The sequence below is a fragment of the Noviherbaspirillum sp. FW303-A3 genome (genome assembly GCF_058788695.1).
Window position 1 is genome coordinate 2,919,419 of sequence record NZ_JBYTAZ010000001.1, and the last position, 23,609, is coordinate 2,943,027.

Below are 23,609 nucleotides of genomic sequence, written 5' to 3' on the forward strand. Positions count from 1 at the left end.
AAACTCCCCATGATCATCGTCCACCACCTCAACAATTCCCGTTCGCAGCGGGTGCTGTGGCTGCTGGAAGAACTCGGCCTCGACTACGAGGTCAAGCGTTACGAGCGCGACGCGAAGACCATGCTGGCGCCGCCCGAACTGCGTGAAGTCCATCCGCTGGGCAAGTCGCCGGTCATTACCGACGATGGACTCACGATTGCCGAATCCGGCGCGATCATCGAGTATCTCGTCGAACGCTACGGTGCCGGCCGGCTCGCACCCGCGCACGGCAGCCCCGAGCGCCTGCGCTACACCTACTGGATGCACTATGCGGAAGGTTCCGCCATGCCGCCGCTGCTGCTGAAGCTGGTCTTCGACCGTATCGAGAAGGGACCCATGCCCTTCATCGTGAAGCCGATTGCCAAGGCCATCGCGCAGCGCGCCAAGCGCACCTTTATCGAGCCGCAGATCAATCGTCATCTCGACTATCTCGAAAGCGAGATCGACCGCAACAAGTGGTTTGCCGGCAAGTCGTTCAGCGCCGCCGACATCCAGATGAGCTTTCCCCTCGAAGCGGCAGCCGCGCGCGGCGGGCTCAATGCGACCCGGCCGAAGCTGATGGACTTCCTCGACCGCATCCACAAGCGCCCCGCCTACAAGCGCGCGCTGGAGCGCGGCGGTGCCTACGGACTGGGCTGACGCCATGCGCGCCTCGGTCTACATCGCCGCCAGCGTGGATGGCTTCATCGCACGCAGGGACGGCAGCATCGACTGGCTCGGCGATCCCGAGGCGAGCGGCGAGGACTATGGGTACAAGGCATTTTTCGCGTCGGTCGATGTGCTGGTCATGGGCCGCAATACCTATGAGACGGTGCTCGGCTTCGGCGGCTGGCCGTATGACGACAAGCGCGTGGTGGTGCTGACGCGCAGGCCGCTCGTGTTCCCGCCGCACGTGCCCGCCACCGTGTCGGCCTCATCGGAGGAGCCGGCCGCGCTGGTGCGGCGGCTGGAAGGCGAGGGCGCCCGGCATCTCTATGTCGATGGCGGCCTCACCATCCAGCGCTTCATCGCCGCCGGCCTGATCGACGAGCTGACGGTGACGCGCATCCCCGTGCTGCTCGGCGATGGCATTCCCCTGTTCGGGCCGACCGGCGGCGACCTGCCGCTGCAGCATGTGCGCACCCAGGCCTTTCCGAACGGCTTCGTGCAGAGTATCTACCGCATCAGCCGGGAGTGATCACAACGCAGCGCGGGCTTGTCCTGCCCCAGGGAAACGCTGCGTACGGAGAAACTAACGCAGAGGCCGCGCGTCGAAGAGGAAAAGCAGTATTTTCCAATCGACATCGTGAACCTGCCATTGCCCGAGGAACAGACTACCCGGCGACCCGTTTCGCCTGCCTTGCTTCAACCGGGACGCAATTGCTGGCGCATCGAGCGTGCGCACCGGTTTTCCATGCTGGTGGACGCGGATGCCTACTTCCGTGCCGTGCGCGCCGCGATCCGTAACGCGCGCCACAGCATCTTCATCCTGAGCTGGGATATCGACAGCCGCACCCGCCTCGTCCCCGGCGGCGCCAACGACGGTTTTCCGGAACCGCTCGGCGATTTCCTGCACGCCATCGTGGCAGCGCGGCCCGGCTTGCACGCCTATGTGCTCAACTGGGATTTTGCGATGCTCTATGCGCTCGAGCGCGAGTGGTTACCGGTGGTCAAGCTCGACTGGCGCACCCACCAGCGCCTTGCCTTTCGCATGGATGCGAAGCACCCCATCGGCGGCTCCCATCACCAGAAGGTGGTCGTGGTCGACGACCGCGTCGCTTTCGTCGGCGGCCTGGACCTCACCCGCAGCCGCTGGGACACGCCGGAACACGCCTGCCGCGCTCCCTTGCGCTGCGACAGCGACGGCAGGCCGCACGGTCCCTTTCATGATGTGCAGGCGCTGGCCGATGGCGATGCAGCACGCGCACTTGGCCAGCTGGCCCGTACGCGATGGCAACGTGCGACGGGAGAAATCGTTCCGCCAGCCATCGGCAACGGGCCGGACCCTTGGCCGGCGGATGTCGTGCCGGACCTGGACGATGTCGATGTCGCCATTTCGCGCACGGAGCCCGTGTTCGAGCAACATGCCGGCGTGCATGAGGTGCGGCAGTTGCATCTCGACGCGATCGCCGCCGCGTGCCGGACCCTGTTTTTCGAGAACCAGTATTTCACCTCGGGCATGCTTGCCGATGCGCTGGCCCGTCGTCTTGACGAACCGGACGGCCCGGAAGTCTGCATCATCTCGCCCAGGACGCAGAGCGGCTGGCTCGAGCAGGTAACCATGGGCGTGCTGCGCGCCCGCGTCCACCGCCGCCTGAAAGCGGCCGACCGCCATGGCCGCTACCGCATGTACTGCCCGCACATCCCCGGCCTGGAGCAGTGCCTGAACGTGCATAGCAAGGTGTTCGCCATCGACGACGATGTGTTTTCAATCGGCTCGGCCAACCTGAGCAGTCGGTCGATGGCGCTCGATACGGAATGCAACGTCACCATCGAGGCGCGCGGCCCGGATGCGCCGCGCATTCGGGCCGCTATCGCGCGCCTGCGGGCACGCCTTCTCGCGGAGCATCTCGATACGACGACGGAAACCGTCGAGGCCGAAGCGCGGAAATGCCGCAGCCTGCACGCCGCCATCGATTCCCTGCGCCGCTCCGAACGCACGCTGTGCCCGATGGAACCCGAGACAACGCCGGAGCTGGATGCGCTGATCCCGGAGCAGGCCCTGTTCGATCCCGAGCAGCCCATCGACCCGGACAAGCTGGTCGCCGAATTCGTCCCCCGTGAAGAACGCAAGCCGGTGCCGCGCCGCCTGATCGGCGTAGGCCTGCTCGCCATTGCCCTGGCCCTGCTCGCGGTCGCCTGGCGCTGGACGCCCTTGCGGGAAACCATCAACCTTGCCGCGCTGATCGGCCTTGCGCGGCAGCTGGAGGCGATGCCATTCACGCCGCTGGCAGTCGTTGGCAGCTATGTTGCCGCCGGCCTCATGATGGTGCCCGTGATGCTGCTGATTGCCGTCACCGGCATCGTGTTCGGGCCGGTGTTCGGTGCGCTCTATGCCATCGGCGGCTCGATGCTGAGCGCCGCCGTGGCTTACGGCATCGGGCACTGGCTCGGACGGGAAGCGGTGCAGAAACTGCTCGGCACACGCATCAACACATTGAGCAAACGCATCGCCCGGCGAGGCATCCTTGCGATGGTGGTGATCCGCATGTTGCCGATTGCGCCCTTTACCGTCGTCAACATGGTGGCCGGCGCATCGCACATTCGCTTCCGCGACTACATGATCGGCACGCTGCTGGGCATGCTGCCCGGCATCACCATGACGGTCACCTTCGTGCACCATCTCGCCGAGGCGGTACGCAATCCAAGTCCCGGCACCGTGGCCGTGCTGATTGCCGTCGCGGGCAGTCTCATCCTGCTGGCACTGGGTCTGCAGAAACTTCTCAAACGCAGGGAGGACCGCACTGCATGATGGATGACCTGACCCTTGTGGAACCGCCGGTCCGCGACGCTGTGCCAGCCCTTAACCCTTGGCCGCTGACGATCGCCACCTACAATATCCATGGCGCCGTCGGCTGCGACGGCAAATTCAATCCCGACCGGGTGGCGGCAGTGCTGAAGGAAATGAATGCCGACATCGTCGCCCTGCAGGAAGTCCCCTTGGGCGGCACCAGGACACCGAACGTGCTGAACCTGCTGCAGGAGGCGACAGGTTATGCCGCAGCGGAAGGACCTGCCTGCGACAGGCCGGAACGCCGCTACGGCAACGCCGTGCTGACCCGCTATCCCATCCTGTCGCTGCGTTCCATCGATTTGAGTTTCGGCAGCCGCGAACCGCGCGGCGCGCTGGATGCGGACGTCAATTGCCACGGCCACATGCTGCGCATTGTCGCGACGCATCTCGGCCTGCGGCCGGCCGAACGGCGCGACCAGATACGCCGCCTGCTGCAGGTATTCGATACGGAAGAGATGCCGGTCATCCTGCTTGGCGACATCAACGAGTGGTTCGTGTGGGGAAGGTCGCTGCGCTGGCTGGTGTCGCACTTCCAGCCGGTGCCGGCGCCGAAGACCTTTCCTTCACGCCGTCCGCTGTTCGCGCTCGACCGTATCTGGATCCGGCCGCGGCACCGGCTGGTGCACGTGGAGGTGCATGCGACGCCGCTGGCAAGGATCGCATCGGATCACTTGCCGCTGGTCGCGCATATCGACGGTTGATTACCTCCTCTGGTTCGGTCCGCCAGGAAGCGGCTGCTGTGGCGCATGCTGCAGGAAGTGTGGGGGCGCGGTCGGGTCAAAATCGTTCCAGTCGCCGTTCTCGATCGTGCCTTCGGCGCGTTCAAGTTCCATCGCTCCCATGGAACGCAACAGGTTGGCCGCATGGTCTGCATCATCCTGCTCGCCCATGGCGACTGCCAGCAGCAAGCCCGAATGGCGGAGAGGCATGGCGTTGCCGGCGTCTTCCGCATGCTCGCCGGTTTCTCCCCGCTCTTTCATCTGTGAGAGGCTGCCCATCAATCCACCCACATGGGCGCCGACCAAACCTCCGGTGATGGCGCCGACGGGGCCGAGGAAAGGCGTGGCCGCTACGCCCACGGCAGCACCGGTCGCTGCGCCGATTGCCACGCCCTTGCCGGACTCATGCGCACCCGGCGACACGGCATGGTCGCCGCCGATGGGATAGCTGTCATGCTGCCCCGGCGGATTCACGTAAAAGGTGGAAATCCGGTCGCGCGCGAAACCGGCGCGCACCAGCTCCTCGATGGTGTATTCGATCTGCGTTTGCTGCAGGAATCGTCCGGCAATAATGGTGCTCACGGTTGCCCCTTTCATTGTCGAAAGTGAATAGGTGTGAGAGTGCAACGACTTCGAGAAGTTCGGCTGCACCTGGCTTCACATCGCACATGTAATTTTTTCGCTTGGGTGGTAAAAAGAGCCCGCCGTGCAGCGCATGCCAAAGCGCCGCGCGGCGTCTCCTTCGCCCGGTCTGCTAATTGCATGCCCATGTCTTCCTTTGACCCGAGAGGGAAGACAGCTCATGGCGACCATTTCCGAAAGCCTGCCCGGTATGCCGGATGACCTCGTCGGCGCGCAGGTGACCGATGCCGGCGGCAATGCGGCATCCATCGTTTCGATCCAGCAGGGCGGCGGCGACAGCAGCACCGGACCGCAGGCATGGATACGCCTCATCGATGGCACACAGGTGCTGGTGCCGGTCAGCCTGCTCGCGCAGCACGATGGTGGCTATCGCCTGCCGTTCACCTTCCATATCTCCGCCGACACGCGGCATCCGATGCAGATGAGTTTCCCCGTGATGGAGGAGGACGTGAAGGTCGGCAAACGCGTGGTCGATACCGGTCGCGGCGTGCGCATCCACAAGACCGTCGCCGAGCGCGAACAGGTGCTCGACCAGCCGCTGCTGCAAGACAGGCTCGAAGTCGAGCATGTGCAGATCGGCCGCGTGGTGGCGGAATCCGACCAGCCCCAGATGCGCTACGAGGGCGACACGCTGGTGGTGCCCGTGCTGGAGGAAGTGCTGGTGGTGCAGAAACAGTTGCTGCTCAAGGAAGAGGTGCGCATCACCCGCCGCCGCGAGGAAGTGCGCAAGCCGGAGACGGTCGTGCTGCGTTCGGAGCAGGTGCAGGTGGAGCATTTCGACGAGGGCAGGCACCCGTAATGATGCAGGCACGGGTTATGCCTGCATTGCCCATCCCTGGCCCTTCCGGCGGACAGACAACATATGTTAGGAGAGAGTGATCATGGAAAACACGGTAGTGGGCGTGTACGACAGTTATGCCCAAGCGCAGAACGTGATGAACGAACTGATCGCCTGCGGCTTTTCTCGCGACGAGATCCAGCTTAGCCCGGAGGCGTCTGAGAGGACTTCCGCGGCAACCGACACAACCGGCAGCCAGCATTCCGGTTCGGGCATCGGCCATTTCTTCCGTTCGCTGTTCGGGATGGAGGATGACGAGTACCGTCAGCATCATGACATCTATGCCGAAGCGACGCGGCGCGGCAGTTGCGTGGTCACGGTGGATGCAGACAGCGAGGAGGATCGCGAGCGTGCCATCGAGGTGATGAACCGTTTCGATCCGGTTGATATTGACGAACGGGCAACGCACTGGCGGAGCCAGGGGTGGACCGGCTATGACGAGGCGGCGCCGATATTCTCCGACAGCGAGATCGAAAAGGATCGTGCATTGTACGGCCAGAACCGTACGACGGAGTCGCCCGCCGAGTCGATGCGCGGCGAGCAGCAGCGCATCCCCATCGTCGAGGAAGAATTGCAGGTCGGCAAGCGCGCGGTGCAGCGCGGCGGCGTGCGCATCTACCAGCGCATGACCGAAACGCCGGTGCAGGAATCGGTGAATCTGCGCGAAGAGCATGTGAATATCGAACGCCATCCGGTCGATCAGCCTGCATCCGAAGCGGACATGGCGGCCCTCAAGGAGGCCACCGAGCGCACCGAAAACGTCAACGACGCCGTGCGCAGGACCGAGGTTGACGTCGAGCAGCTCGGCGCGGCCGACCGGTCGACAACCGGCGCAACGACCGCGGCGGACACGTCGATGGCATCGGGCACCGGCATGCGCGAGGATTTTGCGGACACGGCAATGACGTCCGACGATTCGGATTACCGCACGCACTGGCAGAACGCCTATGGCGCTACCGGCGGCCGGTATGAAGATTACGATGCCGCATACCGCTACGGGTCGATGGCCGGCGGCAGCGAGCGCTACAGGAACTACCGCTGGGAAGATGCAGAATCCAACCTGCGCAGCGACTGGGAACGCGACCATCCCGAGAGCGCATGGGACAAGGTGAAGGATGCGGTGCGTTATGGCGCTGAGCGGGTCACCGGCCGGCAGCGCGGCCAGTAAGACAGAGCAGTCTGACGATCCCTCCCCTGGCGGGTAGGGGCAAAGCGGGGAGCCAAAGCGGAGCGCGGCTCCCCGCGCCATGTTGGTCGTTGCTCCCTTCTCCCGCAGGCGGGAGAGGGGAGCGACACTACTCCCCCAGCCGCCCCGCCTCCGCCATCTCGCGGATGGTGCGTATCGTATCGATATCCGATTCCTTGTACGCCGAGCGGCGGAAGTCGTTGTAGAACGCTGCGGCCGTATCCTGCTCCTCGCTCGCGCCGTCGTCGTACACGAAGCGCACGAACAGGATATCCGGCTCGGGCTCCTCGATGGTCATGGTCAGGCGTGATTCCGGAATGTCCTTCTGCGGCGGCACGTGGTAGGTCACCTTGTGCAGCGGCTCCAGCGTGACGCTATCGCGCACGACGAGATCGCCGTAGCGCAGTTCGCGCGAAAGGGTGCGGTCGTCGCGTTCCAGGATGCTGCAGTTGTCGAGATGGGGCACGAAGTCCATCGGCGTTTCCGCGCGCAGCACGAGGCCGCGCCAGAGTTGTTCGCGCGACAGGCGGTCGATCAGCGGGTTGAGCGGATCGTTGATTTCAATCAGGTGTTCGAATTTCATGACGAGGGAGTGCCGGTTCAATCCGGGCAGTGTAACCCCTGGTCAGAAAAACTGCGACCACTCCTCGATCCAGCCGGGGATCGCATCGCGCTCCATGGGCTTGGCGATGTAGAAGCCTTGTGCATAGGTGCAACCGAGGTCGCGCAGCAAGTCCCAGTCTTCGCGCGTTTCCACGCCGACCGCGACCGAGTTGCGGCGCAGCTTCCTGGCCAGTTCCAGGCAGGAACTGAGTGCGATGTGCATCTGCTTGTTCTGCGATGCGCCGGCGACGAAGGAACGGTCGATCTTGAGATCGAGGAAAGGGATGCGCAGCAACTGCTGCACGTTGGAATGGGCGGTGCCGTAATCGTCGATCGACAGCCCGAAGCCCTTCATGCGCAGGCGCGCCAGGTTTTCCAGGCAGACCGGCACGTCGGTCATCGCCATCAGCTCGGTGATCTCGATGGTCAGGTACTGCGGATCGATGCCGTGCTGGCCGATATGCGAGAGGATTCTTTCCGCCAGGCCCGGTTCGGCCAGCGAGGTGGCCGACAGGTTGATCGATACCGACAGCATCAGCCCCCGGTCGTGCCAGCCGCGGCAGGCAGCCACCGCGCGCTCCACGACCAGCCAGGTCAGGTCTTCCATGTGTCCGCTGGCTTCGAGCACCGGAATGAAGGCCGGCGGCGTGACGATGCCGTGCTGCGGATGACGCCAGCGCACGAAGGCTTCCACCGCCTTGACCTTGCCGGTCGCGAGCTCCACCTTGGGCTGGAAGAAGGGTTCGAATTGCGCGGCGGCGATGCCGTCGCGGATTTCCTGCAGGGTGAACACGGGCAGGCTCTTGCGCGCCAGTCGCGCCGCAGGTGGCTGGTAGCTGTCGATCAGCTTCTGCAGGATTTCCGGGGTGGCCGGTTTCTCGAAGGTGCCGAGCAGGTTGACGCCATACGCCTCGGACATGGTCTCCACCGACAGCAGCAATGCCGACCCGAGCGCGCTGGTCAGCACGATCGCGGTCTGGCTTTCATTGTTGGCGAGATGGCGCACCAGTTCGATGCCATCCATCTTCGGCATGTTCAGATCGATGAAGCTGATGTCGATCCGCTGGTCCTTCGCCTGCAGGATGTCGAGGGCCGCCTTGCCGTCTTCCGCTTCCATAACGTGCTGCGCACCCAGCTTCTGCAGCATGACATGCAGCCAGTGGCGCTGGAATTCATCGTCCTCCGCAATGAGGAAATGCAGGTCGGCAATCGGGACCGGATTGTCTTTGGTCATGGCGTGTTTCTGTTCTGTCAACCGGAGGCGACAGCGATGTTGATATCCGTCAACGGTTTTGTCAGTTTGGTTGCATTGCCGCTGTTTGTAAAGGGCAGCAGATCAAATGGTCGACACTGCGCGACAAGCGGTTTGCGCGAGAGAACCATTCTCCAGGAAATTGCCATGCCGGAATTCCCATATCCGCGGGATTGTTGGGGCCTGCCGCATTCGATAAAGTGCCCGCTTGCCAAAGCAGGAATGACTGCCAGATGAAAACCCTCTACGACAAGCTGGGCGTGACACGGCAAGCGAGCGCGTCCGATATCGAGCTGAGCTACCGGCACAGCTTGAGCCAGCACATCGCAGGCAACCGCAGCTACCCATTGCGCAAGAAGGACCAGTTGCGGCTGCAGCAGATGCGCCAGGCCTATCTCATCCTGTCATCGCCGAGCCGCCGCATGGAATACGACCTCAAGCTCGACCAGCTGGAGCATGCGCGGCTGCGCAGGATCGAGCGCTTCGGCACCGCCGTCGGCCTGGTGTTGCTGGTTGCGGGACTGGTGCTTATCGCACGCGGTTACTACCGGCAGGTCTATGACGGGCAAACCAGCGTACAGGCGGCGGCAAGCAGGGACAGCTCCGCGACCGCACTGCGCGAAAATGCCCTTCTCGCCGAGGGCCGTCCATCGCCTCAGGCCTTGCATTCCCGCGCAGACTGACCTTCCTCAGAAAAAATACCGCACCAGCGCCTGGACAGCACGCCGTTGTCCCGCGGCGCCGAACTCGCTGAACGGCGTGCCGCTGTTTAGCTGCCACTGCAGCGCAAGATCGGCCCGGTCGAGGTGGTAGCGCGCCTCCAGCCACGACAGGCGGCTGCTGTCGGCGAGGTTGTGGCGCACCATCGCGTTCAGGTCGAGATGCCTGAACAGCGCATCCTGCCAGGACACGTACAGGAACACCGATTTCCTGGTCGGCATTTCCTGCAGCGCCTGCAGCAGGGGCCGGTAGCGCGCATACGCCAGCGGCGAAGTGCGCGGCAGCGCACGCCATTCGTCATCGTGCAGTCCGGCGCCGTTGTATTGCGCCTCCACCGTCACCGACAGCTTGCTGGCCGCGGTGTAGGTCAATCCGGTACTGACCCGGTTGCGAAAGGCCGTGTCGCCGTCTTGCATCGACTGGGCGAGGAGGGAAGGGCTGCGGCCGCCCGACCACTCGACATGCGCGACGGTGGAATCGTTGAGCAGCAGCGAGAGATTGAAACCGGCCTGCGTCGCCAATCCTTCTTCCTTGTACAGCAGCCACTGCGGCGTGAGACCGTCGGACAGCTTCTGGCTGAACGCGAGCAGCCAGCGGTCGCGGTTGTTGGTGGAGCCGACATCGGGATTCAGCGCCGCCGGATTCGGCTGCGAGGCCAGTTTGGGCGATACCAGTCCCGTCATCGATCCGCTATCCCACAGCGTCTGCCCGCGCAGCATCACGCTGCCCTGGCGGTTCTTCTTCAGGCTGGCCGGATCGGCGGAGATGACCGACCGGTTTGCGCCCGTGCGGAAATAGTCGGTCGGGTTGTAGCCGGTTGCCACGCCGTTGCGCACATTGATCCGGCCGAGATCGATCAGCAGGTCGTCGCGCGCCTGCCAGCCGAGATAGGCCTCCTTGAGCGTGTTGATGCCGTGCTGCCGCGCCGGTTCGTCCTGCCAGAACATGTCCAGCCGGTCGGCGAACACGAAACGCCAGCCGGGGGCGAAGCGCTTGTCGAGCTGCACGTCGAGCGACAGTCGCTGGTCCCACGACCCGATGCCGTTGCGCAGGATCGTGCGGCCGGCCGCGCCTTCGATGAAGGCGGACCCGTCGGATGCGCGCGCGATCTCCGCCTGGGCTTCGTCGGCAAGACGCAGGGCATCGAGTTCCGCGTCCTGGGCCAGCGCGGGACCTGCCGCCAGCGCGAGCAGGAAAGCGAGGCGGCGCATCATTCGGGCTTGAAGCGCGGCAGGTAGTCGCGCTGCAGCCAGGCTTCCGGCACGTCGCGCTTCGCGTAATCCGAGAAGCGCATCACCGTCACCCAGTTGGGATCGAGCCCGTCGATGATGACGGTCTCGGTCGGCCGTTCCGCGCCGAGCTGGTTCTGGTACTTGCGGTAATAGGCGGTCTTCAGCAGGCGGTTGCTCTCGGTGTAGAAGCGCGCCTTCACCGGCCGGTTGTTGGTCACGTCGATCCACATTTCGATGTGGTGGTAGGTGACGTCGGGGCTGATGGCTTCCAGCGCGAGCTTGTAGCAGCGCCGCGCCTGGCGTTCGCCATCCTGCGTCTCTTCCTCGGCGGCGAGGGTGGCCTTGTAATCCTTGGCCAGGTTCACCGTCACGATGTCGCCGTTGGCCGCCTGGCCGAGCAGGCGCTGCTGCGGCGAAATGCGGATGCTGGCCTTGTTGGATGGATCGTAGAACCACAGGTCGTTGCCGTTCTTGAGCATCAGCTTGTTGGCATCGCGCGCCGGGGCGACGAAGCGGATCAGGCTTCGGAACTGCCCGCCGGTCTTGTCTTCCTTCGAGTAGACCGCCAACGTGCTGGTGTCGGCCTGCTTGCCGTTGCGGTATTCGATCAGCGTGGTGGTCAGCCCGAATGCAAAGCCGGGATTGCGCACCGCGTCGCTGGCGGCAAGGATCGCCTGCGCATCGGGAGATGCGATGGCCGGCAGGTGGAGCAGGGCGCTTGCCAGCAGTGCGGCGAGCGTCATTCTTCGCATGTTCTTTTTCTGCATGTTCATCTCATCCTCATACATGCCGCAATGCGTCCACGATCACCATCTTCGATGCGCGGTTGGCAGGCCACCATGCGGAGATCACCGCCACCGCCACCATGCCGAGCACGCTGGAGAGGATCAGGCCGGCCTCGCCCCATACCCGCGTTTTCACTGGATACGCATAGACATAGCCCGGCGGCGTCCACGTCAGGCCGCTGTTGTTGATCAGCGCCGAGAACAGCAGCGCGATCGCCACGCCGAGCAGGGAGCCGATCAGGCCCAGCAGCAGGCCTTCGCACATGAACATGCTCCGGATGCCGCCGCGCCGGCGGCCGATGGCGCGCAGCGTGCCGATCTCGACCGTGCGCTCGACCACCGCCATGCTCATCGTATTGCCCACCGTGAACAGCACGATCACGCCGATCAGGATGGAGATGAAGCCGAATACCGAATTGAAGAACTGGATGGTCTGGCCATAGATCGGCGCCAGCGTCTGGAAAGCCTGGATCTCCAGCTGCGCATCCTTGAAGGTCGTCGCCAGCAGTTCTTCCAGCCGCGCCTTGGCCGCCGGCATCTGGCTGCTGTGCTTGAGCTGAAGCTGGATCGCGGTGACCTGCGGCTTCTCGCTGCCGTAGATCAGGCGCTGCGCCTGCTGCAGGTGCATGATCATGAAGACGTCGTCGACTTCCTTCAGGCCCTGGTTCTCCGCCTTCACGACATTCAGCCGCGTCACGTTGGGCGCACCGCGCAGGTTGGCCGCCAGCATCTCGATTGCGGTCGCGTTCTGTGCGCCGGCAGGTGTATCGACGGGCTTCTCCATGGCCGACAGCGCGGCAATGTCATCCGGCGCCTGCGGCCCGGAAGCTTCCGGCTTTGCCGCCGCCTGCGGGCAATTGGGGACTTCCAGCGGGCCGCACAGTTGCAGGATGCGCGCAACCCCCTGGCCAATCACCACGGCATCCGGTGTCGTCCCGGTCAGCGCCAGCGGGCGCGAATAGCTCATGCTGCCGAAATCGTCCCAGGCGCGCATCCTGTTCTGCTCGTCGACCACGATGCCGCTGGCCAGCACGGTCTTGGATACGCCCGCCGCGAAATTGCCGGCGATGCCGCCCAGCTGCATCTTCGGCGTGACGACGGTCAGCATCGGCGCCAGCACCGGATCGCGCTTGACGCTGTCCATGATGCGTTCGTAATCCGGGATGCCGTAAGCGGTGGGGTTGCCGCTGCCGTAGAGGAAGTAATCCTTGCGCTGGATCTGGTAATGGCCGTGGAACTGCACATAGCCGGTCTGCATCGCCAGGATGACGTTGCGGCTGTAGCCGCCGAACAGCAGGATGGCCACCAGGCCGACGATCATCGCCAGCAGCGTGGTCAGCGAGCGGCGGCGGTTGCGCAACAGGTTGCGCAGGGCGAGCGGGAAGGTATTCATGCTGTCGCCTCCGTGCGGCGTTCGATGCCGGTGATGCGGCCGTCGCGGATGAAGACCGCGTCGTCGGCTTCCGCTAGCACCTGCGGATCGTGCGAGGAAAACACGAAGGACACATGGTGCTCGCGCTGCATCTTGCGCATCAGCGCGATGATGGCGGCGCCGGTCTGGCTGTCGAGGTTGGCGGTCGGTTCGTCGGCCAGCACCAGCTTCGGCGCAGGCGCCAGCGCGCGAGCAATCGCCACCCGCTGCCGCTGCCCGCCGGACAACTGTCCCGGGCGATTGCTGGCGCGGTCGGCCAGGCCTACCGCATCGAGCAGGGCCAGCACCCGCTGGCGCCGCTGCGCGGCCGGCATCTTCGCAAGCAGCAGTGGATACTCCACGTTCTCGTAGGCCGTCAGCACCGGCAGCAGGTTGAAGTTCTGGAAGATGAAGCCGAGATGGCGCGCGCGGAAATCGGACAGCGCGTCGTCCGGCATCTTCTGCACCGCCTGTCCGGCCACCATGATTTCGCCGGCATCCGGCCGGTCGATGCAGCCGATGATGTTGAGCAGCGTGGTCTTGCCGCTGCCCGAAGGACCCGAAATCACGGTGAAGCAGTTGGGGCGGATTTCGAGATTGATATCGCTTAATGCCGGCACATCGACCGCGTCGAGATGGTAGGTCTTGCCGACTTGCTTGAGGACGACAGGATGCATGCAATGCTCTCCGGGAAAGAAAACGTTGCCACTATAGCCATTGCATGCAATGCAGGCGAGGGGTTTGCGACGAAATGTTGGTGGCGGCGATGAAATGGTGGAAAAAGGGCGTGGAATGTCAGGGATTGCAGCCCAATCGTGTAAATTCAATGACACGCGGCCGCTCGCGCGCTGCGCGCAAGTTGCCCTGGTCGAGTTGCCGATAGACCAGTTCGCCAATGGTGCGAACCGCGCGCTCGATATCCGCGCTCCACGCGTTGCCGCAGTTGAGACGGATGCAATTGCCGAATTTGCCCGACGCGGAAAACAGCTGCCCCGGCATGAAGGCAATCCCCTTTTCAATCGCCTGCCGGTGCAAGGCCAGCGCATCGACCTCGTCCGGCATCTGCACCCAGAGCACGAATCCGCCCTGCGGCGACGAGACGGAACATTCGTCCGGGAAGAACGCCGACACCGCATCGGACATGCGCGCGACGCGTTGCGTCACGGCCCGGCGCATCTTGCGCACCTGGCTGTCATAGCTGCTGCTGCCGATGAAATCGGCAAGCACCGCCTGCGTGAAGTGGTTGGTGCCGCCGCTGGACACATTCTTGAGGTAGGCGACTTGTTCGGTATAGCGGCCGGCGACGATGTAGCCGACCCGCGCCGACGGACTGACGACCTTCGAGAACGACGAGCACAGCAGGACATGGCCGGATCGGTCGTAAGCCTTGACCGGCCACGGCCGCTCGGCCGGGAAGCACATGTCGCGGTAGACATCGTCCTCCACCAGCGGCACGTCGTACTGTGCCAGCAGGCCGGCCAGCCGCTTCTTGTTCGCCTCCGGCATGATGCAGCCGAGCGGGTTGTTCGCGTTCGGCACCAGCAGGCAAGCCTGCACCAGTCCCTCGCGCATGGCCAGCTCCAGCGCGTCCACGGAAATGCCCGTCTTCGGATCGGTGGGGATCTCCAGCGCCTTCATGCCCAGGCTTTCGATCAATTGCAGCAGTACGAAGTAGGTCGGCGACTCGATCGCGACCGTATCGCCCGGTTTGGCCACGGCGCGCAGCCCCAGGCTCAGGGCTTCCGTGCATGAATTGGTGGCGATGATTTCCTGCGGGTTGATGCGCCCCCAGTCCACCGCGCGGCGGATGACCTGGCGGACAAAATTGGGTTCGTTGGTATCGAAGCAGCCTTCGCGGGTCAGCAATTCCGGGCTGCGCCGCGCCACCGCGCTCATCACCTGCTGCATGCGCTTCACCGGCAGCAGTTCATCCGGCGGCCAGGACAGTCCGAGCTGCAGGGCGCCCGGCGTCTTCATCGCGCGCAGCACTTCCATCAGCAGGTTGTTGATGCCGACGTAGGTCGGCTCCTTCATGTCCTGCGCATCGGCCAGCGCCACCAGCCCGCGCGCGCGAGGGCGCACGTAATAGCCCGCCTGCGGCTTCGCATCGACCAGTCCGCGATCCTCCAGCAGGCGCAGCGCCTGCATCACCGTGCTGATCGATAGCCTCTTCTGCTGCGCCAGGTGCCGGATCGACGGCAGTCGGTCGCCGGGGGCGAAGACCCGGCTCGCGATCAGTGCCGCGAGTTCGTCGGCAAGGTGCTCGTAGAGGTTGGTTTGTGCGGACATGCGTTGATTGTGACCTTGCCGCACTGCGGCACAAAGATACAGTTCGGTGGTTTTTCGACCAGTACAGTTTGCATGCAAAGGCCCTGTGATGGTAACAATTCCGCCTTGCTGCACCTGTTGCGCTGCAATGCAACAACGTAGGATGGTTCTCCAACCCACAGAAAGGAGAGCACCATGCAGCCGAAGATCCTCGCCGCCTCGCGCAGCCAGGTCGAGTGCGAACTGCACGAAAACCACCCCCTCAAACTGGTCGCCGCCGGGGGCCGCCGCATCCACTGCGTTTCGGGCGTGGTGTGGATTACCGCTTACGGCCAGCCAGTCGACATCTTCCTGCGCCCGGGAAGCACTTATACGGTTCCGAACGGGGGACTGGTGCTGGCCGAGGCAGTCGGTGTCTGCCGTATCGGCGTCGACCTGCCGCGCGCCTTCGACTACACGCATTACCGCCTCAGGCTGCCGGCATTGATCGGCCGCATCGTCAGGCTGCTGCAGCTGCGCCCGAAACGGACCGCGTAACACCAGGGGGTGGCGCCCCCCCCCCTGCAAGTCCGGCCGGGATGCGCGACAATGAACGCTTCGAGAAAGGAGCGCAGCATGCGAACCGTTCTGTCCCTGCTCTTGCTGCCCGCCATCGTTCACGCGGGCGGCTCCAACGACACCATCGCCCTGTTCGACCCGGCGAGCGAGAAGTTCCAAGTGTTCCCGCTGCCGACGAAGAACGAAGGCATACGCAAGACGATCGTCGATGCGAAGGGCCGTCTCTGGCACATGGGCAGCGATAGCGGAAAACCGGGGGTGGTCGAATGAAACGCCTTGTCCTTCTTCTCGCAGCCGCGTGTGCCTTCAATGCGCAGGCGCAGGAACCCCTGCCGCTGTTCGATGCGCACATGCATTACAACATCGAGGCGCGTTCGCTCCTGTCGCCGGAGCAGGTGGTTGCGCTGTGGCGCAAGGCCGGCATCCGCGCCGTGCTGGCCACCAGCCGTCCGAATGACGGCACGCTGGATCTGATTGCGCAGAAGGCGAAGGACATCGTCATCGTGCCATTCCTGCGTCCGTACCGCGTGCAGCCGGACCGCTACGACTGGTTCGCCAGCGCCGGCGTCGCGGAGTACGTGGAGAAGGAGCTCGCACGCGGCATCTATCGCGGCATCGGCGAGTTCCACATCTTCGGCGCCGACGCGGATGCTCCCTATATGGCAAAGATCGCACGGCTGGCGAAGGAGCGCGGCATGTGGCTGCATGCGCACGCCGACGAGGACGCGGTGGAACGCATCCTGAAGCATGCGCCTGGCGTGAAGCTGATCTGGGCGCATACCGGCATGAGCACGCCGATGGACAAGGTGGAGCAGATGTTTGCGCAGTATCCCAATATCGTCGGCGAGCTGTCGTATCGCATGGACATCGAACAGGACGGCGCGCTCAGTCCGCGCTGGAAGTCGTTGATGATGAAGTATCCGGACCGCTTCGTTGTGGGGACCGATACCTGGATCACGCCGCGCTGGGGGCAGGTGGAGGAACTCGCGGCCTTCTATCGGCGCATGTTGGGACATCTGCCGCGTGAGGTGGCGGAGAAGATTGCGTACCGGAATGGGATGGCGATGTTTGCTGTGCCTTGATTTTTTCTTCGATGACCCTGCACGGAGAGCTACAGCACCGGGTCACCGAAGAAAAAACAAGCTAATCCAACGTCTGCCTGTAACGCTTCAAAGCAATCACTCCCGCCACCAGCATAAACACCGCCATCGGCCAAACATTCGGCAGCACTTCAGCAACGCCATTTCCCTTCAGCATGATCCCCCGCACCACACGCAGGAAATGCGTCAGAGGCAAAACTTCCCCAATCATTTGCGCCCATTCCGGCATGCCACGAAACGGGAACATGAATCCCGACAGCAGCATCGACGGTAGGAAGAAGAAAAACGTCAGCTGCATCGCCTGCAACTGGTTCTTTGCGACTGTCGAAAATGTGAAACCGACAGCCAGGTTGGCCGCCATGAACACGACCAGCGCGGCCGACAGCAGGAAGAGACTGCCCACCATCGGCACCTGGAACAGCACATGGGCCGCGGCGAGGATCACGACCACCTGCACGTAGCCGATCAGGATATAGGGCGCGATCTTGCCGACCATGACCTCGAGCGGCCTGACCGGCGTGGCGAGCAGGTTTTCCATCGTGCCGCGCTCGCGTTCGCGCGTCATTGCCAGTGAAGTCATCATCACCATCGTCATGGTCAGCACGACGCCGATCAGCCCCGGTACGATGTTGTAGCGAGAGATGCCTTCCGGGTTGTAGCGGCGCTGGGCGCGGATTTCGAACGGTGCATCGACGGGCTGGAGGTTGCGCAACGGCCCGTTCAGGTCGCGTCCCACCGCCTGCCGCGCAATCGCATTGACGGAAGCCAGTGCATTGCCCGAAGCGGAGGGATCGGTCGCATCGGCGGCCAGCAGCAGGACAGGATGCTCACCGCGCACGAGCTGGCGCGAAAAATCCGGCGGCACCACCAGCAGGAATTGCACGCGGCCTTCGTCCAGCAGCCGGTTGCCTTCGGTCTCGCTGCGCGGGCGCTGCGTCACGCGGAAGTATTGCGAATTCTCCAGCCCGGCGATGAGGCTGCGCGAGAACTCGCTTTCGTCGGCGGAGACCACCGCCATAGGAAGCTGCTTCGGATCGGTATTGATCGCAAAGCCGAACAGCACGAGCTGCATGATCGGGACGCCGACCATCATCGCAAAGGTCAGCCTGTCGCGCCGGATTTGCCGGAACTCCTTGATCAGGATGGCGAGGAAGCGCGACCAGTTCATGATGAAAAGTTGTCCTTCGACTGCTGCATCAGCGCGATGAAGACATCTTCCAGGCTGGTGTCGACCGGGGTGATCGTTGTGTCCGCATTGCGGCAGGACGCCAGTGCCGCGTCGAGTTCGGCCGCGGTGGCTGCGCTGGCATGCAGGGCAGTGCCGAACGAAGCGACGTTGAGCGCGGGATTTGCGCGCAGCGCATGCGCGACCGTGGACAGCCCCGGTCCCGCCACCGAATACGTAGTCAGTCCGGCATCGGCGATCAGTTGCCCGGCCGTGCCCTGCGCCAGCAGCTTGCCGTAGGCAATATAGGCGAGCTGGTGGCAGCGCTCGGCTTCGTCCATGTAATGGGTGGAGACCAGCACCGTCAGGCCGCCCGCCGCCAGCTCGTGCAGCTCGTCCCAGAAGTCGCGCCTTGCCTTGGGATCGACGCCTGCAGTCGGTTCATCGAGCAGGAGCAATTGCGGGTCATGCAGCAGGCAGGCCGCCAGCGCGAGGCGCTGCTTCCATCCACCGGAGAGTGAGCCCGCAAGCTGCGTGCGCCTGCCCGCGAGTCCGAGCCGCGCCAGCATCGCATCGACCCGCGCATCCGCATCCGGCATCTCGTACACGCGCGCGACGAAGGACAGGTTTTCCTCGATGCTCAGGTCTTCGTACAGGCCGAACTTCTGTGTCATGTAACCGACCTGGCGCTTGATCTTGCGCGATTCCTTGCGGATGTCGAAACCCAGGCAGGTGCCGCTGCCTTCGTCCGGCGTGAGCAGGCCGCACAGCATGCGGATGGTGGTCGTCTTGCCGCTGCCGTTGGGACCGAGGAAGCCGTAGATGCGGCCGCGCGCGACCTGCATGTCGACCCGGTCTACGACGGTGCGGCCGCCGTAGCGTTTGGTCAGGCCGCGCACGTCGATGACGGCATCCATCACCGTGCCTGCGCGAGACGGATTTCGACCGGTTGGCCGGGATGCAGCAGGGTCGCCTGGCCGGGATCGGGGCGCGCCTCGATCATGAACACGAGCGCCGCGCGGTTTTCCTTGCTGTAGATGAGCGGCGACGTGTATTCCGGCGCGCTCGAAAGATAGCTGACCTTCGCCGGGATCGGGCCCTTGCAGCCGTCGCATTGCACGACCACGTCCTGCCCGAGCCGCAGCGTCGCAAATTGCGACTCGGGCACGAAGAAGCGCAGCTTGATGTTCTGCGGCGGCAGGACGCTGACGACCGGGCTGCCTGCCGGCACGAACTCGCCCTCGCGATACAGCACGTCGGTAACGCTGCCGGCGACCGGAATGTTCTGCGTCTTTTGCGCGAGCCGCCATTCGGCCTGCGCGAGCTGTGCGCGTGCCGCCTTCAGTTCTTGCCCGGCGGCGGCGATCTCATCGGAACGTGCGCCGAGGTTGGCGATACGCACCTGCGCGCGCAATTCATTGACACGCGCCTGGTCGCGGTCCGCCGCGCTGCGTGCTTCATCGAGCCGCGCCGGGGCGATGAACTTGTCCTCCACCAGCTGTTTCTGGCGCGCGTAATTGCTGTTCGCCAGCTTCAGCGCCGCCTCCGCCTGCACGAGCTGCGCCTGCACCGCGGCCACTTCTTCAGGGCGGCGGCCTTTCTTCAGGTTGGCCAGCTGCGCCTCCGCGCGCTGCACCCGGAATGCCGCTTCCTCGCGAGCCGCGCGTTCACTGTCCTGTTCCAGCACGAAGGCGGGCACGTTCGGCTCCACCTTGTCGCCGCGCTGCACATGCAGCTTGCTGAGTGTGCCGGCGATGGGCGTCGCCAGCCGCACGTACTCGGCCTCGGCATACCCCGGGAAATAATCGGCCGGCTTGTCGCTGCAGCCGGCGAGGGCCAGCAGGGCAATCCATACGGGCAGGGTCTTCATGGCGTTTCTCCGTTGCGCGCGGACAATCCGCGCAACACGAATTCGATGCGCTGTTCGACCGCTTTTTTCGACAGCACTTCCTGTTCCAGCACGGCCCCGGCCGCAGGCCACTGGCTGTTTTCCATCAGTGCCGTACCGAGCAGGACCGGGGACATCACCGCGCCGGCAATGAAGGCGATGACCTGCGGCAGGGGAGCCTTCACGAGGTCGCCGCTGCGCTGCGCCTCGACGACCAGGCCGGCGACGACCGCGAGATGGCGGGGCAGGTTGGCCTGCAGGAATTCAGCCGCGACCTGTTCGTTTGCCAAAGCGTCGGCGCCGATGCGCAGCAGCAGTTGGCGGTGCGTGCGTCCGAATCCTGCGATGACGCGAATGGCTTTGCGCAGGTTGTCGACCGGTGACACGCCCTCATGCGATTGCAGCACCAGATCCTGGAACATCTGCTCGTAGGTCTGCTGCAGCAGCGTGCGGATGAAGTTGTCCTTGCTGCGGAAGTGGTAGTGGAACATCCCGAGGTTCACCCCCGCGTGCTCCGTCAGCTTGCGCGCCGAAAGGCCGCGGCAGCCGGTCTGCGGCAGCAGTTCCATGCCGGCTTGCAGCAGGCGCTGGTCGATGTTCTGGGAAGGGCGGGGCATAAGTTATTGTACGCTTGTATAGTAATGACGCAAACAGCCTTGAAATGCCGCCGTGAAACGTCTTCTGCCATTGGTTCCGGATGCGGCGTGATCGCGGCGGCCAAATGCGTGATCGCCCGGGACAAGATGGCCGCACCTACTTGCACCCGAAACCCCGTCTCCCTAGCATGGCTCGGCACACTAACGCCATTGTCATTTCGACCATGGCATTCCATTCAAGAAAAAAGAGAGAGAGACAACCATGGACAAGTTCTGGCTCCAGTCCTATCCCGCCGGCGTGCCCGCCGAGATCAATCCCGCACAGTACGATTCGCTGGCCCACCTGTTCGAGGAATCCTTCCGCAAGTACGCGTCGCGCAATGCCTATATCTGCATGGACAAGGCGCTGACTTACGCGGAAGTCGATGCGCTGTCGCAGAAGCTCGCCGCCTGGTTCCAGGCGCGCGGATTGCAGAAGGGCGATCGCGTGGCGCTGATGATGCCCAACATCCTGCAATACCCGGTGGCCCTCGCCGCCGTCCTGCGCGCGGGTTACGTGGTGGTCAACGTCAACCCCCTGTACACGCCGCGCGAACTGGAGCACCAGCTCAACGACTCCGGCGCCAAGGCCATCGTCATCCTCGAAAACTTCGCCACCACGCTGCAGCAGGTGCTGCCGAAGACCGGAGTCAAGCATATCGTGCTCGCCACCATGGGCGACCTGCTCGGGCCGATCAAGGGCACCATCGTCAACTTCGCCGTGCGCAAGATCAAGAAGATGGTGCCCGCCTACGCCTTGCCCGGCGCCGTGCCTTTCCGCCAGGCCCTGACGGAAGGCGCGAAGCTCAAGATGAAGAAGGCGAAGATCGGATCGAACGACATCGCCTTCCTGCAATACACCGGCGGCACCACCGGCCTGTCCAAGGGCGCGATCCTCCTGCACCGCAATGTCGTCGCCAACGTGCTGCAGAACGAGGCCTGGTCGCAGCCCACGCTGAAGAAGGAACCGCGGGTCGAGGCGCTGACCATCGTTTGCGCCATTCCGCTGTACCACATCTTCGCGCTGACGGCCTGCTGCCTGTTCGGCTTGCGCAACGGCGGCGTGAATTTGCTGATCCCGAATCCGCGCGACATTCCCGGCTTCGTCAAGGAACTGGCGAAAGTCAAGTTCAACCTCTTCCCGGCAGTGAACACGCTGTACAACGGCCTGTTGAACGACCCTGAATTCGCCAAGCTCGATTTCTCCGCGCTGAAGGTCTGCAACGGCGGCGGCATGGCGGTACAGAAGGTCGTCGCCGACAAGTGGCTGAAGGCCACCGGCTGTCCGATCAACGAAGGCTACGGCCTCTCCGAAACCTCGCCGGTCGCAACCTGCAATCTTGCCGATGCGGAATACAACGGGTCGATCGGCCTGCCGCTGCCGTCGACCGAGATCGCCATCCTCGACGACGAGAGCAAGCCGGTGCCGCTGGGCCAAGCCGGCGAGATCGGTATCCGCGGGCCGCAGGTGATGGCGGGCTACTGGAACCGTCCGGAAGAAACCGCCAAGGTCATGACCGCGGACGGCTTCTTCAAGACCGGCGACGTGGGCGTGATGGATGCACGCGGTTATGTGAAGATCGTCGACCGCAAGAAGGACATGATCCTGGTCTCCGGCTTCAACGTCTATCCGAACGAAGTCGAAGGCGTGGTGGCCGCTCACCCCGGCGTGCTGGAATGCGCTTGCGTCGGCGTCCCCGACAGCAATTCCGGCGAAGCGGTGAAGCTGTTCGTGGTGCGCAAGGACGCGAACCTGACGCAGGACCAGCTGATGCAGTATTGCAGGGAACAGCTGACCGCGTACAAGAAGCCGAAGTACATCGAATTCCGCGATGCGCTGCCGAAGACGAACGTCGGCAAGATCCTGCGGCGCGAGCTGCGGGATGAGAAGAAGGCCGCGTAAGGCGTCTTTGCTCCCTTCTCCCGCAGGCGGAAGAAGGGAGTGAATGCCAGCCCTGTCTCCCGCGACCTGTATTAAGATTGCAGGCAATCACGCCGACAGGAGACAGCAAGCATGAGCGAACAGACCACTTCCGCCTCCTGGGTCAGGGGGATCGCGGAGCGGCTGAAAAGCGTCGGCCTCGACGTCCACGCCCTGTTCGCCGAGGCGCAGCTCGACCTCGCCTCCATCGACAATCCCGACACACGCTACGACACGGAAAAGATCAGCCTGCTGTGGGAACTGGCCGCCGCGCGTTCGGGCGACCCCTTCATCGGGCTGGCGATGCCCGGCCCGCTGCAGCCGGCCGCCTTCGACGTCGTCGCCTACGCGATGATGACCTGCAAGGACCTGCGTACCGGGCTGGATTTCCTCGTGCGTTACCAGCGCGTCGTCAGCGACGCCGTCATGATCACCATGCAAGACGCGCCCGAGGGATGCTGGGTCGGGATCGAGCTTGCGGGCGGCAAGCGGCCCGTGCCGCGGCACCGCATCGATTTCGTGTTCACCACACTGCAAACCTTCTTTCGCTGGATCACCGGCACGGAAATGCACCCGCGCGCAGTCGAACTCACTCACGGTGCGCCGTCGGACACGACGACGTATGCAGCCGTCTTCCAGTGCCCGGTCCGTTTCGATGCCCAGGCCAACCGCCTCCTGTTTTCCCATGCCGACTTGCGGCTGCCCCTGCAGGCGTCCAATCCTGTGCTGGCAGAATTGCACGACCGCTATGCCGGCGAACGGCTGGCCAAACTGGAAAAGAACCGCACCAGCATCCGAGCACGCGAATCCATTCTCCGCCGGCTCCCGGAGGGCGATCCCGCGCGCGCGGACGTCGCCCGCGAGCTGTGCATGAGCGAGCGCACCCTGCAGCGCCGCCTGGCGGAAGAGGGCACCTCATTCCACCAGATGGTCGACGAGGCCCGGCGCGAACTCGCGCAGCGCTACCTCAACCAGCCGCAGCTTGGACTTGCCCAGGTGGCATCGCGCCTCGGCTTCACCGACCGCAGCACCTTCAGCCGCGCCTGCAAGCGCTGGTTCAACGTCACGCCGACCGAATACCGCGGTCGCCTGCAAAGTGAACGCTAACCCGTCGTAGCGAAGCTGCAACGAATCCGAAAGCACGCTTCAGCGCT

The 23,609-nt window shown here is 64.1% G+C and carries 25 protein-coding genes; 12 read left to right on the forward strand and 13 right to left on the reverse strand.

Features of this window, described 5'->3' with window-relative positions:
* The first annotated feature begins 9 nt into the window (after positions 1-9).
* The 4 genes from AC3WOY_RS14115 to AC3WOY_RS14130 are packed head-to-tail and all read left to right on the forward strand — an operon-like array spanning position 10 to position 4,233.
* A complete protein-coding gene (locus AC3WOY_RS14115; protein ID WP_492424796.1) occupies positions 10-678 on the forward strand; it encodes a glutathione S-transferase family protein in 669 nt (222 codons plus the stop codon).
* Positions 659-1,216: a dihydrofolate reductase family protein gene (locus AC3WOY_RS14120; RefSeq protein WP_492424798.1), complete on the forward strand. Its 558-nt coding sequence runs from the start codon at positions 659-661 to the stop codon at positions 1,214-1,216. Before AC3WOY_RS14115 ends, AC3WOY_RS14120 begins: the two co-directional genes overlap by 20 nt.
* 18 nt (positions 1,217-1,234) lie before the next feature.
* Complete coding sequence (locus tag AC3WOY_RS14125) at positions 1,235-3,490, forward strand: VTT domain-containing protein (protein WP_492424800.1); 2,256 nt, start codon at positions 1,235-1,237, stop codon at positions 3,488-3,490.
* A complete protein-coding gene (locus AC3WOY_RS14130; RefSeq protein ID WP_492424802.1) occupies positions 3,487-4,233 on the forward strand; it encodes an endonuclease/exonuclease/phosphatase family protein in 747 nt (248 codons plus the stop codon). The genes AC3WOY_RS14125 and AC3WOY_RS14130 overlap by 4 nt, the downstream gene beginning before the upstream one ends.
* On the opposite strand, the gene AC3WOY_RS14135 is transcribed toward AC3WOY_RS14130, so the two are convergent.
* The gene (locus tag AC3WOY_RS14135; RefSeq protein ID WP_492424804.1) at positions 4,234-4,833 is read right to left on the reverse strand and encodes a hypothetical protein; all 600 of its coding nucleotides are present in this window, start codon (positions 4,831-4,833) and stop codon (positions 4,234-4,236) included. It abuts the gene before it with no gap.
* 220 nt (positions 4,834-5,053) lie between these two features.
* On the opposite strand from AC3WOY_RS14135, the gene AC3WOY_RS14140 reads away from it, so the two are divergent.
* A complete protein-coding gene (locus AC3WOY_RS14140; RefSeq protein WP_492424806.1) occupies positions 5,054-5,692 on the forward strand; it encodes a YsnF/AvaK domain-containing protein in 639 nt (212 codons plus the stop codon).
* Between the two features lie 82 nt (positions 5,693-5,774).
* On the forward strand, positions 5,775-6,899 hold the full coding sequence (locus tag AC3WOY_RS14145) for a DUF2382 domain-containing protein (protein ID WP_492424808.1): 1,125 nt from the start codon (positions 5,775-5,777) through the stop codon (positions 6,897-6,899).
* A 127-nt stretch (positions 6,900-7,026) separates the two neighbouring features.
* Here AC3WOY_RS14145 and AC3WOY_RS14150 read toward each other — a convergent pair whose 3' ends face one another.
* The 3 genes from AC3WOY_RS14150 to AC3WOY_RS14160 are packed head-to-tail and all read right to left on the reverse strand — an operon-like array spanning position 7,027 to position 8,921.
* A complete protein-coding gene (locus AC3WOY_RS14150) occupies positions 7,027-7,500 on the reverse strand; it encodes an SRPBCC family protein (RefSeq protein ID WP_492424810.1) in 474 nt (157 codons plus the stop codon).
* 42 nt (positions 7,501-7,542) lie between these two features.
* Entirely contained in the window at positions 7,543-8,754 is a 1,212-nt protein-coding gene (locus AC3WOY_RS14155) for an EAL domain-containing response regulator (RefSeq protein WP_492424812.1), read from the reverse strand.
* Between the two features lie 17 nt (positions 8,755-8,771).
* Positions 8,772-8,921, reverse strand: coding sequence for a hypothetical protein (locus AC3WOY_RS14160; RefSeq protein WP_492424814.1), 150 nt, complete (start codon positions 8,919-8,921; stop codon positions 8,772-8,774).
* Positions 8,922-9,005: 84 nt separating this feature from the next.
* Between AC3WOY_RS14160 and AC3WOY_RS14165 the strand changes: the two genes are divergently transcribed.
* Entirely contained in the window at positions 9,006-9,455 is a 450-nt protein-coding gene (locus AC3WOY_RS14165) for a DnaJ domain-containing protein (RefSeq protein ID WP_492424816.1), read from the forward strand.
* A gap of 6 nt (positions 9,456-9,461) precedes the next feature.
* Here the strand turns inward: AC3WOY_RS14165 and AC3WOY_RS14170 are convergent, their stop codons facing one another.
* The 5 genes from AC3WOY_RS14170 to AC3WOY_RS14190 all read right to left on the reverse strand — a co-directional run bounded on the left by AC3WOY_RS14170 (position 9,462) and on the right by AC3WOY_RS14190 (position 15,209).
* The gene (locus tag AC3WOY_RS14170) at positions 9,462-10,706 is read right to left on the reverse strand and encodes a hypothetical protein (RefSeq protein ID WP_492424818.1); all 1,245 of its coding nucleotides are present in this window, start codon (positions 10,704-10,706) and stop codon (positions 9,462-9,464) included.
* Positions 10,703-11,491: an outer membrane lipoprotein-sorting protein gene (locus tag AC3WOY_RS14175; RefSeq protein WP_492429307.1), complete on the reverse strand. Its 789-nt coding sequence runs from the start codon at positions 11,489-11,491 to the stop codon at positions 10,703-10,705. Before AC3WOY_RS14175 ends, AC3WOY_RS14170 begins: the two co-directional genes overlap by 4 nt.
* A 13-nt stretch (positions 11,492-11,504) precedes the next feature.
* Entirely contained in the window at positions 11,505-12,902 is a 1,398-nt protein-coding gene (locus AC3WOY_RS14180; RefSeq protein WP_492424820.1) for an ABC transporter permease, read from the reverse strand.
* Positions 12,899-13,597: an ABC transporter ATP-binding protein gene (locus AC3WOY_RS14185; RefSeq protein WP_492424822.1), complete on the reverse strand. Its 699-nt coding sequence runs from the start codon at positions 13,595-13,597 to the stop codon at positions 12,899-12,901. Before AC3WOY_RS14185 ends, AC3WOY_RS14180 begins: the two co-directional genes overlap by 4 nt.
* Before the next feature lie 118 nt (positions 13,598-13,715).
* Positions 13,716-15,209, reverse strand: coding sequence for an aminotransferase-like domain-containing protein (locus AC3WOY_RS14190; protein WP_492424824.1), 1,494 nt, complete (start codon positions 15,207-15,209; stop codon positions 13,716-13,718).
* Positions 15,210-15,383: 174 nt separating this feature from the next.
* Between AC3WOY_RS14190 and AC3WOY_RS14195 the strand changes: the two genes are divergently transcribed.
* The 3 genes from AC3WOY_RS14195 to AC3WOY_RS14205 all read left to right on the forward strand — a co-directional run bounded on the left by AC3WOY_RS14195 (position 15,384) and on the right by AC3WOY_RS14205 (position 16,828).
* Positions 15,384-15,725 (forward strand): DUF2917 domain-containing protein, encoded by a 342-nt coding sequence (locus AC3WOY_RS14195; RefSeq protein WP_492424826.1) that lies wholly within the window; start codon positions 15,384-15,386, stop codon positions 15,723-15,725.
* A gap of 78 nt (positions 15,726-15,803) precedes the next feature.
* Complete coding sequence (locus AC3WOY_RS14200; protein ID WP_492424828.1) at positions 15,804-16,016, forward strand: hypothetical protein; 213 nt, start codon at positions 15,804-15,806, stop codon at positions 16,014-16,016.
* Positions 16,013-16,828 (forward strand): amidohydrolase family protein, encoded by an 816-nt coding sequence (locus AC3WOY_RS14205; protein WP_492424830.1) that lies wholly within the window; start codon positions 16,013-16,015, stop codon positions 16,826-16,828. The genes AC3WOY_RS14200 and AC3WOY_RS14205 overlap by 4 nt, the downstream gene beginning before the upstream one ends.
* Before the next feature lie 61 nt (positions 16,829-16,889).
* On the opposite strand, the gene AC3WOY_RS14210 is transcribed toward AC3WOY_RS14205, so the two are convergent.
* The 4 genes from AC3WOY_RS14210 to AC3WOY_RS14225 are packed head-to-tail and all read right to left on the reverse strand — an operon-like array spanning position 16,890 to position 20,516.
* The gene (locus AC3WOY_RS14210) at positions 16,890-18,014 is read right to left on the reverse strand and encodes an ABC transporter permease (protein WP_492424832.1); all 1,125 of its coding nucleotides are present in this window, start codon (positions 18,012-18,014) and stop codon (positions 16,890-16,892) included.
* Positions 18,011-18,928: an ABC transporter ATP-binding protein gene (locus tag AC3WOY_RS14215; protein ID WP_492424834.1), complete on the reverse strand. Its 918-nt coding sequence runs from the start codon at positions 18,926-18,928 to the stop codon at positions 18,011-18,013. Before AC3WOY_RS14215 ends, AC3WOY_RS14210 begins: the two co-directional genes overlap by 4 nt.
* Positions 18,928-19,881 carry an HlyD family secretion protein gene (locus AC3WOY_RS14220; RefSeq protein ID WP_492424836.1) on the reverse strand — a complete coding sequence of 318 codons (954 nt, stop codon included), beginning with the start codon at positions 19,879-19,881 and terminating at the stop codon, positions 18,928-18,930. The genes AC3WOY_RS14215 and AC3WOY_RS14220 overlap by 1 nt, the downstream gene beginning before the upstream one ends.
* The gene (locus AC3WOY_RS14225; RefSeq protein WP_492424838.1) at positions 19,878-20,516 is read right to left on the reverse strand and encodes a TetR/AcrR family transcriptional regulator; all 639 of its coding nucleotides are present in this window, start codon (positions 20,514-20,516) and stop codon (positions 19,878-19,880) included. The genes AC3WOY_RS14220 and AC3WOY_RS14225 overlap by 4 nt, the downstream gene beginning before the upstream one ends.
* Before the next feature lie 241 nt (positions 20,517-20,757).
* Between AC3WOY_RS14225 and AC3WOY_RS14230 the strand changes: the two genes are divergently transcribed.
* On the forward strand, positions 20,758-22,437 hold the full coding sequence (locus tag AC3WOY_RS14230; RefSeq protein WP_492424840.1) for a long-chain-fatty-acid--CoA ligase: 1,680 nt from the start codon (positions 20,758-20,760) through the stop codon (positions 22,435-22,437).
* A 111-nt stretch (positions 22,438-22,548) separates the two neighbouring features.
* Complete coding sequence (locus AC3WOY_RS14235; protein WP_492424842.1) at positions 22,549-23,562, forward strand: AraC family transcriptional regulator; 1,014 nt, start codon at positions 22,549-22,551, stop codon at positions 23,560-23,562.
* Positions 23,563-23,609: the final 47 nt, after the last annotated feature.

Bases quoted from the DNA above. Each gene is read 5' to 3' on its own strand.
- AC3WOY_RS14205 (WP_492424830.1), top strand. From the start codon at position 16,013: ATGAAACGCCTTGTCCTTCTTCTCGCAGCCGCGTGTGCCTTCAATGCG.
- AC3WOY_RS14190 (WP_492424824.1), bottom strand. From the start codon at position 15,209: ATGTCCGCACAAACCAACCTCTACGAGCACCTTGCCGACGAACTCGCG.
- AC3WOY_RS14215 (WP_492424834.1), bottom strand. From the start codon at position 18,928: ATGGATGCCGTCATCGACGTGCGCGGCCTGACCAAACGCTACGGCGGC.
- AC3WOY_RS14225 (WP_492424838.1), bottom strand. From the start codon at position 20,516: ATGCCCCGCCCTTCCCAGAACATCGACCAGCGCCTGCTGCAAGCCGGC.
- AC3WOY_RS14200 (WP_492424828.1), top strand. From the start codon at position 15,804: ATGCGAACCGTTCTGTCCCTGCTCTTGCTGCCCGCCATCGTTCACGCG.
- AC3WOY_RS14235 (WP_492424842.1), top strand. From the start codon at position 22,549: ATGAGCGAACAGACCACTTCCGCCTCCTGGGTCAGGGGGATCGCGGAG.
- AC3WOY_RS14145 (WP_492424808.1), top strand. From the start codon at position 5,775: ATGGAAAACACGGTAGTGGGCGTGTACGACAGTTATGCCCAAGCGCAG.
- AC3WOY_RS14185 (WP_492424822.1), bottom strand. From the start codon at position 13,597: ATGCATCCTGTCGTCCTCAAGCAAGTCGGCAAGACCTACCATCTCGAC.
- AC3WOY_RS14150 (WP_492424810.1), bottom strand. From the start codon at position 7,500: ATGAAATTCGAACACCTGATTGAAATCAACGATCCGCTCAACCCGCTG.
- AC3WOY_RS14175 (WP_492429307.1), bottom strand. From the start codon at position 11,491: ATGCAGAAAAAGAACATGCGAAGAATGACGCTCGCCGCACTGCTGGCA.
- AC3WOY_RS14130 (WP_492424802.1), top strand. From the start codon at position 3,487: ATGATGGATGACCTGACCCTTGTGGAACCGCCGGTCCGCGACGCTGTG.
- AC3WOY_RS14170 (WP_492424818.1), bottom strand. From the start codon at position 10,706: ATGATGCGCCGCCTCGCTTTCCTGCTCGCGCTGGCGGCAGGTCCCGCG.
- AC3WOY_RS14220 (WP_492424836.1), bottom strand. From the start codon at position 19,881: ATGAAGACCCTGCCCGTATGGATTGCCCTGCTGGCCCTCGCCGGCTGC.
- AC3WOY_RS14180 (WP_492424820.1), bottom strand. From the start codon at position 12,902: ATGAATACCTTCCCGCTCGCCCTGCGCAACCTGTTGCGCAACCGCCGC.
- AC3WOY_RS14210 (WP_492424832.1), bottom strand. From the start codon at position 18,014: ATGAACTGGTCGCGCTTCCTCGCCATCCTGATCAAGGAGTTCCGGCAA.
- AC3WOY_RS14155 (WP_492424812.1), bottom strand. From the start codon at position 8,754: ATGACCAAAGACAATCCGGTCCCGATTGCCGACCTGCATTTCCTCATT.
- AC3WOY_RS14140 (WP_492424806.1), top strand. From the start codon at position 5,054: ATGGCGACCATTTCCGAAAGCCTGCCCGGTATGCCGGATGACCTCGTC.
- AC3WOY_RS14195 (WP_492424826.1), top strand. From the start codon at position 15,384: ATGCAGCCGAAGATCCTCGCCGCCTCGCGCAGCCAGGTCGAGTGCGAA.
- AC3WOY_RS14160 (WP_492424814.1), bottom strand. From the start codon at position 8,921: ATGGCAATTTCCTGGAGAATGGTTCTCTCGCGCAAACCGCTTGTCGCG.
- AC3WOY_RS14115 (WP_492424796.1), top strand. From the start codon at position 10: ATGATCATCGTCCACCACCTCAACAATTCCCGTTCGCAGCGGGTGCTG.
- AC3WOY_RS14165 (WP_492424816.1), top strand. From the start codon at position 9,006: ATGAAAACCCTCTACGACAAGCTGGGCGTGACACGGCAAGCGAGCGCG.
- AC3WOY_RS14230 (WP_492424840.1), top strand. From the start codon at position 20,758: ATGGACAAGTTCTGGCTCCAGTCCTATCCCGCCGGCGTGCCCGCCGAG.